The sequence below is a fragment of the Pseudobacter ginsenosidimutans genome (assembly GCF_007970185.1).
Lineage (GTDB): Bacteria > Bacteroidota > Bacteroidia > Chitinophagales > Chitinophagaceae > Pseudobacter > Pseudobacter ginsenosidimutans.
The window spans coordinates 2,867,315-2,881,132 of record NZ_CP042431.1; the positions used below are offsets into that span (position 1 = coordinate 2,867,315).

At 47.4% G+C, this 13,818-nt stretch carries 10 protein-coding genes; 8 read left to right on the plus strand and 2 right to left on the minus strand.

Going from position 1 to position 13,818, the window contains the following annotated elements; translation table 11 throughout:
* Positions 1-33: 33 nt before the first annotated feature.
* Positions 34-1,152: a FecR family protein gene (locus FSB84_RS11690; protein WP_130541389.1), complete on the minus strand. Its 1,119-nt coding sequence runs from the start codon at positions 1,150-1,152 to the stop codon at positions 34-36.
* Between the two features lie 93 nt (positions 1,153-1,245).
* Complete coding sequence (locus FSB84_RS11695; RefSeq protein WP_130541388.1) at positions 1,246-1,836, minus strand: RNA polymerase sigma factor; 591 nt, start codon at positions 1,834-1,836, stop codon at positions 1,246-1,248.
* A 193-nt stretch (positions 1,837-2,029) separates the two neighbouring features.
* Between FSB84_RS11695 and FSB84_RS11700 the strand changes: the two genes are divergently transcribed.
* The 8 genes from FSB84_RS11700 to FSB84_RS11735 all read left to right on the plus strand — a co-directional run bounded on the left by FSB84_RS11700 (position 2,030) and on the right by FSB84_RS11735 (position 13,778).
* Positions 2,030-2,581 carry an RNA polymerase sigma factor gene (locus FSB84_RS11700; RefSeq protein ID WP_158643861.1) on the plus strand — a complete coding sequence of 184 codons (552 nt, stop codon included), beginning with the start codon at positions 2,030-2,032 and terminating at the stop codon, positions 2,579-2,581.
* 89 nt (positions 2,582-2,670) lie between these two features.
* On the plus strand, positions 2,671-3,885 hold the full coding sequence (locus tag FSB84_RS11705) for a FecR family protein (RefSeq protein ID WP_130541386.1): 1,215 nt from the start codon (positions 2,671-2,673) through the stop codon (positions 3,883-3,885).
* A gap of 141 nt (positions 3,886-4,026) precedes the next feature.
* Positions 4,027-7,596, plus strand: coding sequence for a SusC/RagA family TonB-linked outer membrane protein (locus FSB84_RS11710; RefSeq protein WP_130541385.1), 3,570 nt, complete (start codon positions 4,027-4,029; stop codon positions 7,594-7,596).
* Positions 7,597-7,605: 9 nt separating this feature from the next.
* Positions 7,606-9,018, plus strand: coding sequence for a RagB/SusD family nutrient uptake outer membrane protein (locus FSB84_RS11715; RefSeq protein WP_130541383.1), 1,413 nt, complete (start codon positions 7,606-7,608; stop codon positions 9,016-9,018).
* A gap of 20 nt (positions 9,019-9,038) precedes the next feature.
* Positions 9,039-9,872: a substrate import-associated zinc metallohydrolase lipoprotein gene (locus tag FSB84_RS11720; protein ID WP_130541381.1), complete on the plus strand. Its 834-nt coding sequence runs from the start codon at positions 9,039-9,041 to the stop codon at positions 9,870-9,872.
* Between the two features lie 2 nt (positions 9,873-9,874).
* Positions 9,875-11,359, plus strand: a complete 1,485-nt coding sequence (locus tag FSB84_RS11725; RefSeq protein ID WP_130541379.1) for a DUF4302 domain-containing protein — start codon at positions 9,875-9,877, stop codon at positions 11,357-11,359.
* Between the two features lie 20 nt (positions 11,360-11,379).
* Positions 11,380-12,726, plus strand: coding sequence for a DUF4302 domain-containing protein (locus FSB84_RS11730; RefSeq protein WP_130541378.1), 1,347 nt, complete (start codon positions 11,380-11,382; stop codon positions 12,724-12,726).
* Positions 12,727-12,737: 11 nt separating this feature from the next.
* Positions 12,738-13,778, plus strand: coding sequence for an isoaspartyl peptidase/L-asparaginase family protein (locus FSB84_RS11735; RefSeq protein WP_130541376.1), 1,041 nt, complete (start codon positions 12,738-12,740; stop codon positions 13,776-13,778).
* The last annotated feature ends 40 nt before the right edge of the window (positions 13,779-13,818 follow it).

The following is a 13,818-nucleotide window of genomic DNA, read 5'->3' on the forward strand; positions in this document are numbered from 1 at the left end:
TTTCAGATGATCAATTCTGTCCTGTTTTGTTGTTTATGGTGTTACCACCAGTTTTCTTTCTCCCTCCAGCCTTACATGGAGATCGGCTTTTTCCAGTAAGTTGATCAATTCAGAAAGGTTCAGATCGCGCTGCATCTTGCCCTGGAATTCCCGCCTTGGAATTGCGCCTTCATAACTCACTTCGATATTGTACCAGCGCTGCAGTTGTCGCATCACGGCAGGGATATCGGCATTCACGAAATGGAAGAGACCATTTTTCCAGGCAACAGCTTCGTCTGTATCTGCATCCTTCACGTCAACGGTGTTCTCATCTACCTGTGCCTGCCGGCCTGGTTGCAACAGCGAAGAAGATGAAGAATGATTGTTTTTCACTTTTACAGTTCCTTCAAGTAGAGTAGTGCGTTCGATTGCTTCATCAGAATAAGCATTGATATTGAAACGCGTTCCGATCACTTCCACCTGTTGTTTACGTGTGGTAACGATGAATGGCTTGCTTTTATCTTTCGCTATTTCCAGGTAGGCTTCACCATCGATTTCCACTTTTCTCTCATTGCCGGAGAAGGTGCTTGGATAGCGGATAGAGCTGGCAGCGTTGAGCCATACCTGTGATCCATCGGGTAATTGCAACTGGAATTGCCGGCCTTTGGGCGTGCTCATGGTATGCCAGGCAATAGCGCCATCGTTTTGCGGAGGATACATGAGCTGTCCACTTTTCACTTCCACCCTTATGCCGTTCACCTGCAGCATGCTGCCATTTTTCACAGTGTCCAGCACAATTTGTTTTCCGTCTGCCAGCGTAAGGATGGCGCCATCCTTTCCAGGCGGAACATCTTTGACAGCAAGAGCTGCAGGCTTTTGTTCTGTGGCCCTTTCAGGTGTTGACAGCCAGAGCCAGGTAACCAGTGCTGCGGCCACTACAGCAGCCGCTGCTGCGATCCTGAACCAGGGGCGCTTCACCAAAGGCAGTTCTATGGCAGGTTGTGGGCGGCTGGCTTCCAGGTCCTGCCAGGTTTCATCGAACAGTTCCTGGAACATTGGCGCCAGTGCCGGATCATTGCTGAGGGCAAACAGTTCCTGCTGTTCGGCTGCGCTGATGCTGGCATCGAGCTGTTTTTGAAAAAGCGCTTTCAGTCGTTGTTGGGTATTGTTCACAGTTACAGGTTTTGATGAAGTAACAGAACGTGAACAGTAGAAACGAACGGCAGGAGCCGGACTACCAGTTGCAGTAAAAATATTTTTTGTTTGCTACCATTCCCTCAGCAGGAAGGCAAAAGGAAGAAGTGCGCCATGCTTGTTCACATGCTCACGCACGGAGCGGATAGCCTGGGCCATATGATTGCGGACGGTGTTGGGAGAAAGCTGCAGGCGCTCTGCGATCTGCTCATAACTGAGATGATGATCGCGATGAAGTGTATAGATGATCCTTTTTTGAGGAGGAAGCCTGTTGATGCCATCACGGTATATCCGGAGCAATTCTTTTTCCTGCAGCTGATCAACCGGCTGCTGGTGAAGGTTGCTGACAGCTTCATACAATACCTGCTGCAAAGCCTGGTCCCTGCCCGCTTTCCGGAACATGTCCAGCACCAGGTTCTGTGTGATTCGTTTGATATAAGGAAGAATGATCATGTGTTCCGGGAACTGTTCTCTTTTTTCCCAAACCTTCACAAAGGTTTCCTGCACTACTTCTTCAGAGAGTTCCCTTGATTTGGTAAGATAGAATGCGAATGCAAAAACAGGTTGCTGGAATTGTTCGTAAATGGAGTTGAAAGCCGCTTCATCACCTGCTGCAAGCCGCTTCAGTAGCTGTTCTTCATTATATGATGCCTGCCTGATCAATGGGTATGAACTTGGATATGCAACTTACAAAAGTTGACGCTATTCATTCTATTAAAATGATATTTGTCCGGAATTACTGGTTTACCGGTATATTCAGGAAATCCTGTTTTTTCGTTTTTAATTATATTTATAGCGTTTAAAGGAAAAGGAACTGACTGCAGATAGCTTACATACTGACCAAGAACTATTCCGTTTGATAGCGCTCGATGATGAGGAAGCCTACAGACTTTTTTTTCAGCGTCATTTTGACCGGCTATTTGGAGTGATGCTCCGTTATATCGGCCGGAGGCCGGATGCAGAGGATATAGTGCAGTCTGTATTCCTGAAAGTATGGGAAAAACGGAAACAGCTTCCACAGATATCACAGCCCGAAAGCTGGCTGTTCATCACTGCCCGCAATGAATTCGTGAACAGGTTCCGCAAACTCAGAACGGAACAGCAATACCGCGATTATCTATCCGACATGTTTGCTGAAGAGCTGGATGCTCCTGATAAGTTGCTGATTATCCGGCAGCGTGATTCGCTGATCCGGAAAGCCCTTCATGGCCTTCCTGAAAAACAGCAGCAGGCATTTCTGCTCAGCAGGGAAGAGGGACTAACCTATGAAAAGATCGCGGAGCGGATGGGCGTTGCCCGCACCACCGTAAAAGAACATATCTCCCGTGCCATGAAAACTTTAAAGGATTTCATGCTTTCCAATGAAGGAGAGCTACTGGTCTTATTCTGTTTTTCCATTTTTTCATAATTTTTTTAGAGGCATGTCCTCCCATATTTAAAACCGTGCGTCTTTACTATACCGGAAGGAATTATTGAAGGCTGATTTCAAACCTTGTCATGACCAACGAACAATTCATAACCCTGCTGTTGAAATTCAAACAGCAACAACTGACTGGAGAAGAACTTGATCTTTTTCTGAAGGAAGCATCATTACCTGAGCGCGAAGCACTGCTGGGTGAAATGCTTACGGATGATCTGGCGGCGTATACTCCCGGTGTCTCCACAGATCCGGAGGCTGCTGAGAAGGTCTGGAATAAACTTTCTGAGGCAAGGAACAACAATGAAATTCCGGAAGCTGCACCTGCGAAGCTGTACAGACTTCGTAACTGGAAATGGGCGGCTGCCGCTGTTGTGATCATTGCTGCCGTAGTTTGGTTAAGGCTCATGAGCGGCGCGGATCACAACAGCCAGATGGCAAAAAATGAAACGGCTGCCGCCATCGAACCCATTCAGCAATCCGTTGTGCTCACGTTATCTGATGGCAGGACCATTCAGCTGGATAGTGCAGCCAACGGTAAGCTCGCAGATGAAGGCGCAACCCAGGTGATGAAAACTGCCAATGGCGAGCTCAGCTACCAGGTAACAGATAATAAGCTGGCTGCAGCACAGGAAACCTTGTTCAATTCCATGAGCACACCACCGGGCACTCAATATCATTTTACACTTCCCGATGGCACACGGGTATGGATGAACGCCGCTTCGTCTATCAGCTTCCCCACTGCTTTCACCGGAAAGCAACGCCTGGTGAAGATCAAAGGCGAAGTATATTTTGAAGCGTATCAGAACAAGGAACAACCTTTCCTGGTGAATGTGAATGATCGCGGACTGGTAGAAGTATTGGGAACATCTTTCAATATCAATGCTTACAATAATGAACAGGCTATTAAAACAACACTGCTGGAAGGCAGCCTGCTCGTAGGCAACTGGCTGGAGTCCGACAGAGCAAAAGACCAGGTGAAACTCAAACCAGGCGAACAGGCTTTGCAAAAAGAGAATAATGTACCGGTTGTTTTGAAGGATGTAGATAAAGAAAAAGTGATGGCCTGGAAAACCGGGATCTTCAATTTCAACAATGCCAGTTTACAGGAAGTGATGAGAGAGCTGGCCCGCTGGTATGATATTGAAGTAGTGTATGAGAAAGGAGTTCCTGAGCTGGAATTTGTTGGTAAGATCAGCCGGAAACTCACGCTGCAACAGGTGTTGAACGGATTACAGGGAACAGGGTTCAAATTCAGGATAGAGGCTGGCCGCAAACTGGTCATCACTCACTGATCTGTATAAATTGTACCGGCCTGCCCATCCGGGTAACTGGCCGATTCCATGAAGTAACCATTCAGATTTTATAATAATGCACAGGCAGGCCACTGCAATGCCGGTGTAAAGAATTTGTATTGCCTTGTAAACAAAGCGCGGATGAGACCCAAAACCATAACACTAATTGCGTGCCTGCTATTATTCCAGGCAACTCTCTTTGCTCAGAAAATCAATTTCACCGGTAAGTCGGTAACACTGCAAAAAACATTTGCTGCCATCGAGTCGCAAACCGGATACTCGGTGTTCTGTAACAAAGAACTGTTGAAGCAGGCGAAACCTGTAAACGTTACTGCTGTTGACATGCCATTGCAGAAATTCCTGCAACTCATTCTGGAAGGGCAGCAGCTCCGGTACGACATCGAGGGCAACACCATTTTCATCAAGCAAACGGAGAAAACGGCCCCTAAACCCCCAAACGATGATACCCATTTGGCTCCCGCCAGCCGGGAGCTGAAGGGTAAAATCCTGGATGCCGCAACAGGCAATCCAGTTGCCGGAGCAAGCATTCATATTCCTGGCAGGAATACAGGTGTGAGCTCCGATGCAAAAGGAGAATTCAGTATCAAAGTGAATGATGGCGAAAAGATAGAGATCAGCTCTATCGGTTATGAATCGCAGGAGCTCATCATCAGGGCAGCAACACATTTCCTCGATATCCGGTTGAACGTTGCGCAGGAAGCGATGAAAGATGTGGTGGTAACGGGTTATCAAAAAGTGAACAAACGCACATTCACCGGCTCTGTTGGAAAAGTGAAATCCGATCAACTGGCAACGGCCGGTATCTCCGATGTGGGCAAATCATTGCAGGGTATGGTAGCTGGTGTGGCCGTGGAAAATACCAGCGGCACCTTCGGTACCAAATCAAAGATCCGCATCCGTGGCACTTCTTCTATCAGCGGCAACCAGGAACCGCTCTGGGTTGTGGATGGCGTGGTGATAGACGATCCCGTGAACCTCAATCCCAATCAGCTTTATTCAGGTGATGCCGCCACAATGCTCAGCTCGGCCATCAGTGGTATCAATCCTGATGATATAGAAGATATTCAGATCCTCAAAGATGCATCAGCTACCGCCATGTACGGAACTCAGGCCGTGAATGGCGTGATCGTTGTTTCTACAAAGAAAGGAAAGATCGGCGCACCGGTGGTGAGCTACAAGAATAATTTCAGCATGGCGATGAAGCCTTCCGTTACACAGTTCAATGTGATGAACTCCAAACAAAGGATGGAATTTTCAGAAGAGCTCTATGATAAGAACATGCTGGACTTCACCAACCTCAACCGCAACTACGGCGCATTTGGAAAATTGCTTTCGCAATTGTCTCGCAAGGAGATCACCTGGGACGAATACTATGACAATATCCAGCGCGCCAAAACCTACAATACAGACTGGTTTGATGAACTGTTCAGGAATTCTGTAAATCAGGAACACAGTATCAGCGTAAGTTCGGGAACAGAGAAATCACAGATCTATTTGTCCGGAAGTTATTTCAGGGATGCAGGACAAACAGTAGGCCAGCATCTGGACAGGTACACTGCCAATATCAGGGCCAATTTCGATTTCACTAAAAAGTTCTCCCTCACCGGCACACTGTACGCTTCCGCGAGGAACCAGCGCAGTTTTGGGACAGAGAACTCAACAGAGGCCATTGCCGGTATTGTTGAGCGCGCTTTCGATATCAACCCTTATACCTATGCGCGCAGCACCAGCAGGGCTATGAGACCCTATGATGATAATGGAAACCTGGAATATTACCAGATGAACTATGCGCCTTTCAATATCGTGAATGAACTGAAGAATAATTTCATCGATATCCGTTTACGCGAGATCAAATTCCAGATCGATGCCAACTGGAAGATCACGAAGAACCTTTCTTACAATGGGATCTTCTCAGGCCGTATGTCATCTGTTGCCAGTGATCATATCGCAACAGAAAAATCGAATACTGCACTGAGTTATCGCGCCATGCAGAACAGTTCAGTTCGCGGCGCCAATACAAATCTTTATAATGATCCGTTCGATCTTAGTCAGTACCCTATTTCTGTTTTACCCCGGGGTGGTATCGTGATCACCGATAACACCCTCGGGGAATTCTACACGGTTCGGAATTCACTGAACTGGAAATCTTATTTCGCAGAGAACCATAGCATCGACCTGCTGGCTGGCACGGAGCTGCGCCACAGGAAGTACCTCACGGATTATTACAAGGGCTATGGTTTTGAATATTTCAGCGGGCTCACGTCCAGCCCGGATTACAGGGCCATTCAACGTGATATCCTCTCCGGTACTGCGGACCCTTATTATGGTAAGTCGCAGAACATTCAGCATGAGGCCAGCTTCTTTGCCAACCTCGCGTATTCCATTCAGAACAAATACAATTTCACACTCTCAACGCGTGCAGACGGATCCAACAGGCTCGGTACTTCCGAGCGTTTCCGCTTCCTGCCCATCTGGGTGGTGGGCGCCAGCTGGAATATGGACGAGGAAGCTTTTATCAAAGACATCGAAGCCATCGATTTCCTGAAGCTGAGAAGTTCTTACGGATTGCGCGGGAATATCAGCGGTCTCGGCAGTGCAGAGATGCTGGCTTACTACGGAACTACTACACGCTTCGATCCCAATACCATCGAAACAGTGATCAATATCACTTCTCCTGAAAATCCTACGATGAGATGGGAGAAAGAAAAAATGTTCAATGCAGCTGTAGAGTTCGGATTGTATAACAGGGTAACTACCACGCTGGAATATTATAGCCGTTACAATTATGATCTCATCGGTGGTATCGAAGTTTCCCGTGTGAGTGGTCAGCAACGCAAGACCGTGAACTGGGCCGATATGCGCAACCATGGGTTTGAGGTTACCATCAATACCAGCAATATCAAGAGAAGGGATTTCGCCTGGAACACCATTTTCACCTTCGGATACAACAAGAATGAAGTAACGCGTATTCAGCAAAACAATACTGTGTTGCTGGCAACTGTGGGAACTGGTGCAGCTGCAGTGGGCAAGCCGGTGAGTGGTTTGTATTCTTTCCGTTTTGCAGGACTGAATGCTGACGGTCTTCCACTTTTCTACAATGGCAAAGACAATCCGACCTACCAGATCTCGAAGTACAGTCGCGATCTCAATATGCTCAGATACGAGGGAAGCCGCGATCCGCTTGGTTCCGGCGGTCTTACCAACTCTTTTCGTTATAAGAACCTGAATTTGTCTTTTCTCTTTACCTATTCTTTCGGCAATGTGGTTCGCCTGAATCCCATCATGCAGCGTTACTTCTCCGATGTGGAAGCGTTGGACGCAACACTGGTCAACAGGTGGCGTGCGCCGGGACATGAGCAATATACCAATGTGCCGCGCATCATCGAAGCTGAAACACGCACCATGCTGCTGGAAGCAAGCGCCGATCCATTCACGTTCTACAACAGAAGCGATATCAGAACAGCCAACGGCTCATTCATCCGTCTTAAGAATGTAATGGTCAATTATGCATTGCCCAATGCACTGATCAAAAAATATGGAATGAAGGGGCTGCAGATCACAGCACAGGCTCAGAACCTGGCGCTCTGGGCCGATTCCAAATTGCAGGGACAGGATCCAGAAGCGCTGGTCTCCGGCATTTCGATCCCCGCTGCCACCACTTTCACCTTAGGTCTGAACATTAACTTATAAGCAGGAACCATGAACAATATTGCTAAATATCTTTTTTTACTTTTCACTGCCGGCATACTCCTGGGCGGTTGCAAAAAGTTCCTGGAAGTGAACCCCGACAATCGCGTGAGGCCACAGTCCGTGGAGGATTACCAGGCAATCATTACCGGCGCTTACCCACAGGCATTCCATATGTTTACGGAATTGTACACCGATAATTACCGGTTCTACGATTATCCCGATTACAACAATGCCAATATCAATTCCTGGCTCAAGCCCATCTATCTCTGGTCCGATGAATACATCACCGGCAATGCCGTTACTCCGGAAGCAGGATGGAGAAAATATTACAACAGTATCTACAATGCAAATGTGGTGCTGGAAAGTATCGACAAAGCTCCCGGAGATGATGCGCTTCGCAGCAATGTGAAAGGAGAAGCCCTGCTGGTACGCGCTTACGCGCATTTCATGCTGGTGAACATCTTTGCCAAACATTATGATGCTGCAACAGCCGCTACTGATCCCGGCGTTCCTTATGCACTGGCAACAGAGAAAGAAGCAGGATCTACTTACAAAAGGGATAATGTAAAACATGTGTATGATCTTATCGAGAAAGATGCGTTGGAAGGAATTGCACTGGTGAATGATGCTCAGATGAAAGTGCCAAAGCACCATTTCAACAAAACAGCAGCCAATGCATTCATGAGCCGATTCTATCTTTTCAGGGGCGATTGGGAAAAATGTATCGAATACAGCAATAGAGTTCTCAACGCCAATTCAAGCGTAAGGAATTTGCTGGTTGACTGGGACAAGGATTTTGCTACCGGCAATTACAGCGCCTTCGCAAATGCCTATTGCTCCGTGAACCAACCCAATGTGCTGATGATGCAATACACGCTGGAATGGAATTCATTCTATCTTACCGGTATGTATGGAAACGAGTTCAGGAGCACGTTTGCTGCGGAAGATATTCGCGGCCGCATGTTCACTTTCACCAGTAATCAAACACCCAATTACATTATTCGCAAATTCAGGTCGGTTCAATCGGAAGGTCACCAGTATTCGGATGTGGCGCTCTTTGTTGTGGAAGAAGTGATGTACAATGCGGCGGAAGCCTATGTGCGTAAACAGAATCCTGATTATGATTACGCCATCAATGCGCTGAATACGATCCTGGTGAAACGTATGCGTCCTTACACAGCGCTGAAACGTTCGGATTATCCCACTGAAAAGGCAATGCTGGATAAGATCCTGGATGAAAGAAGAAGAGAGCTTTGTTATGAAGGATACAGGTGGTTCGATATAAAACGATACAATATTCCTGTTACCCACTGGAATGGTGTGAGAAATATCGAGCTGAAAGCCGATGATCCCAGAAGGCTTTTCCAGATCCCGTTTGCAGAGTTGACTGCCAACATCGATATGGAACCGAATCCCAGGTAATCACTGCAAAATTAACTATCATGTCTAAACGAATTATATTTTACGCCATCGCCTGTTGCCTGCTTGCCACATCCTGCAAGAAGGAAGATGCGATCCCTTACGAGCCTTACGAAGCCCCGGCCAAACCTGATAATCCCACTGACCTGGCCATCTATGATATTTTCACCGAATACCAGAGCAAGATCATTTATCGCTGGGACAGGCGCTATATCACTGCCGACGCCTTTGCTTCTCCTCCCAATGAATCCATTGTACTGCCTTATGTGGAGAACGTGCTGCGCAAGCTGTTCATCGCTCCTTACGACAGACAGAAGTCTGAATTCATGCGTCAGAACATGCCCATCGAGATGATCCTTTTCGGTACAAAAATGAATTATGTGGAAGGCGATGAAAGAAATTTCAGCGCTTCCGGTACTGCATACGGATTGAGCCGCGTGATTGTGACCAGTGTAAATGGCTATGATCTCACGGATGCCACCTGGCTGAAAAATCAATATGCCACTTTACACCATGAGTTTGCGCACGTACTGGATAAAAAGTTCGGCAGACCTGCAGGGTTCGACAAGATCTCTGAAGGGAAATATGCAGGCGGCACCAGCTATGCGGCCTTTACACAGGCGGAAGCGCGCAGCCGCGGCTTCTGGCGGAACTATGGCATGAGCAATGAATCGGAGGATTTCGCTACCTGGGTGGATGGTATTGTTACCACTCCCAAAGAAAGCGTGCTGCTGATCGCGGATGAGAACACCTTCCTTCAGCAGAAGTACAAAATGGTGTACAATTTCTATCTCGAAAAAGGCATCGACCTGCATGTATTGCAGGCTTATTTACAAAACGTACTCGATAATCTCTGATCATGAAACTTATCAACCAAACAATACTGCTTTGCTTCCTGACAGTACTGCTGGCTCTGGACGCCTGCAGGAAACCCACCACCCAATTGCCTGAAAGGGAAATGCCTCCCTCTGTAGCAGAACTGGCTGCCGCATATAAAAAGATACTGGTTGCCGCTACTGAAGGCTGGTATGTATTATATAAACCAACAGCAGAATCGGAAGGCATTGCCATGAAGATCAAATTCGAAGAAAATGGAAAAGTGAAAATCATTTCCGGTCTGAGGAACTACCACGAAGAAGCAGATAATGAATACTCCTTTGCGGGTGAAACGATCCTTCAACTTGTATTTGCTGATAATTCTGTTTTTGGCGAGCTCACAAGAACTGTGAACGGCTTCAATAAATTCAAGATCGTTCAGCAGGAAGATGGCAGCTTTTCACTGAAGAGGGCGGATGGTTTCGATAACCTCAGCTATGCCCTGGTGAAAGTGAATACAACCAACCAGCAGGTACTGCAATCACAGATACAGGCAGTGCTTGATCAGATAGCGTTTGAAGAGGAGCAGGAAAGACTTACCACGGAAGCAAGAGAAAAGATCGCTGCACTGGTGGAAGCCGATCCTGGTTATTACTGGGAGAACCTGCTGCTGGAAAATTTTGGAGCAAGACTGGAAGCCATCGATACAACCGCCCGGACCATCACACTTGCATGGCCTGCAACCGGTTCATCAACAGCTGTGTCGCACACCATCAATTACAAACCGGTACCTGCTGGTATGGCGCTGGAACCTGCCATTACAAAAGATAGCTACACCATCGATACTTTGAAGTTCGGCGCATTTACAGATGGGTCGCTCGAGATCATTTCTGCAGGCAATGCAGGCGCCGGAAAGCTGGGCTGGATGCATGTTCCGCCATTCCCTTACCAGAACGCGATTGCCGGAGCCCCCAATACGTACACAACTGCCGACTATTTTGTAAGGAATGGCGAACTGCCGCGCTTCTTCGGCTATACGCTGGACAATATGGATATCTATTATAGTCCGGCCCTGCAGCCTTATATCGAAGACCTCAAAGCATATTTCGTAACACAGGGATTCAAGGCCGATGAGTTGTTCCGTTTACAATTCTATAACAACAATTACAACGGTACTACTATCCCTGATGATCATGCGCAGCGCAACCAGTTGCAGTTGCTGATCAGGAACGGTGCCGGTACCAGCACTTTCCAGGTTTTCCATTATGATCTGCAAAAACTGGGGCCCAATCATGTTTCGATGGTAAGCTTCGGTACATCAGGTTCCTCCGCAGCTCCATATAAGGAAAAAGTGGTAGCGTTCATGAACGAGATCTTTACAGTTGAAGGATTTACTGTAGTACCCGTGGGCAGGAATGGTACATCCGCAAGTGCCCTGCAAAAGCTCAGACTGGTGAGCAGGAAAGACAGCCGGATCTGGCTTGAATTATTAGTGAACAATACAACACTGACCATCTATTTCGATTAACTCAACTTGTAATTACAGAGATGAAAAAAATAATCATTATTGCATTTATCGCTGCTTCATTTGCAGGTTGCAGTAAAACATATGAAGGAACAGTGATCCCTGAAGATGTGCCGGACCTGGCTGCGCTTCAGAACGGTTACATGCAGCAGCTTGCAGCATCAACGGAAGGCTGGTACATGGAATACAAGCCCACCAGCAATCCTACTAAAGTGAGCCTGCTGATGAAATTCAGCAATGACGGAAAAGTAAGCCTGGTATCGGATTATAAAGGATATACCGATGAACAGGAGAATGTACGGTTCCGGGTTGGCGGCAATGTAAAGCCCGAACTGATTTTTGAAACCTATTCCGTGATGCATGCCATCGCGGAAAATATCGGTGGCAAGTTCGAGTTTTACATCAGTCCGAACGCAGACGGAAATTTTTCCCTCACCCAGATAAACGGTCCGGTAAACACTGTGTACACACTCCGTAAAGCTGTGGCCACAGATAGGGCAGATATCCAGGCAAAGGCCAATACTGCCCTCCTTTTACAGCAATTTGCCGGTAATGCTTCAGCTTATTTTAAGAATTTGGAACTGGCCAGTTTTGATGCTTTCTGGGAACTGAACACAGATCAGCAGACATTGAAACTAACCTGGGAAGATCAGGCCGGAACGCCTGTAAGCAAAACTGTAACGTATAATTATATCGCAAACGGTATAGCCCTGAGTGAACCTGTAACCAAAGATGGGATCAGTATCGATGGCCTGTATTTCGGCACTGCTACTGCCAATGAGCTCGAAATAACAGCCGCAGGAAATGCAGGAGCGGGAAGGATCGCAGTATCCCATACACCTGCATTTCCCTACAAGGGCACAGCTAACCTGTTCATGCGTATAGACAACGTGTTACCGAGATTCTTCGCGTACACACTCGATGATCCGGCTAGCTATTACAGCCCGGACCTGCAGCCGCATGTAGCTGCCTTGCGTGAGCTGATCTCTCCTGCGCAACTGAGGATACAATTGTATCACTACAATATGAACGCGGGCGGCACAACACCAGCCAATCAATTGTACTCGATGCAACTCCTGGTAAAGAATGAGGCTGGCGCCAATGTATTCATCCCATATTATACTTCCCTGGCAAAAATGGATGAGAGCCATGTAGTGGTAACACCGCTGGGTACCACCAATTCTGTTGGCGCGCCGTATCTCACGCCAGTACTGGATTTTATGAAGATCATCTTTCCTGAAGAGGGGGTAACTGTTGTTCCCTACGGAAGATCAGGAACACTTCAGCGTTTACGCGTGATCAGCAGGAAGGATTCCAGGATCTGGTTCAATATCATCGTGAGCACGCCAACCGGTATTTATGTAGACTAAAAAAATGTACAGTGAAAAGGACTAAATTCATTGCATGCATTATTCTGATAGCACTCTCAGGCCTTCAATGGAACAAACCTGTAAAGCCTTCGCCTAAATATGTACTGGTACTGCATGGCGGCGCCGGTACGATTGTGAAAAAAAATATGACTGATGCCGCAGAACAGAAATACCGGGAAGCTCTAACCGAAGCTTTGCAATCAGGTTACAAACTGTTACAGGATGGAGGTTCTGGTCTGGATGCTGTTGTGGCCGCCATCAAAGTAATGGAAGATTCTCCCTTGTTCAATGCAGGTAAAGGCGCTGTATTTACCAACAACGGGAAAAATGAACTGGACGCAAGCATTATGGATGGAGCAACACGCGCCGCAGGCGCAGTTGCCGGAGTAACCACCATCAAGAACCCGATCACCGGTGCGAGAGCAGTGATGGAAAAATCAGGGCATGTAATGCTGAGCGGACAGGGCGCCGATGATTTTGCGAAAGCACAGGGACTTGAAATTGTGGATCCTTCCTATTTCTATACGGAAGGAAGATGGAAGGCGCTGCAAAGGTTGCTCAAAAAAGATTCGGCCAAAACGGAACTGGACCATGATGAAAAGAAAACTTCCTTTGTTCCAGCTTCCCCCAACAATGACGATAAATTCGGTACTGTTGGCGCAGTGGCGCTGGATAAGAATGGTAACCTGGCGGCCGGAACCAGTACCGGTGGCATGACCAATAAGAAATATGGACGGGTGGGTGATTCACCTGTCATCGGCGCAGGAACTTATGCCAATCAGCAGGTAGCTGTATCCTGCACAGGATGGGGTGAATTCTATATCCGTACTGTGGCTGCCTATGATGTAGCTGCACAAATGGAATACAGTAAGCTCTCAGTGGAAAAAGCTACGCGGCAGGTGATTGAAAAGATCGGCAAGCTCGGTGGTAACGGAGGTATGGTTGCACTGGACAAAAATGGAAAAATGGCCATGCCCTTCAATACTGAGGGGATGTTCCGCGCCGCCATAACAGAGGACGGCAATGTGTCTGTGTGGTTTTACAAGGATTAGATCGAAAAAAGATCCCCGGCCTTGTGAAGCGCCGGGGAAA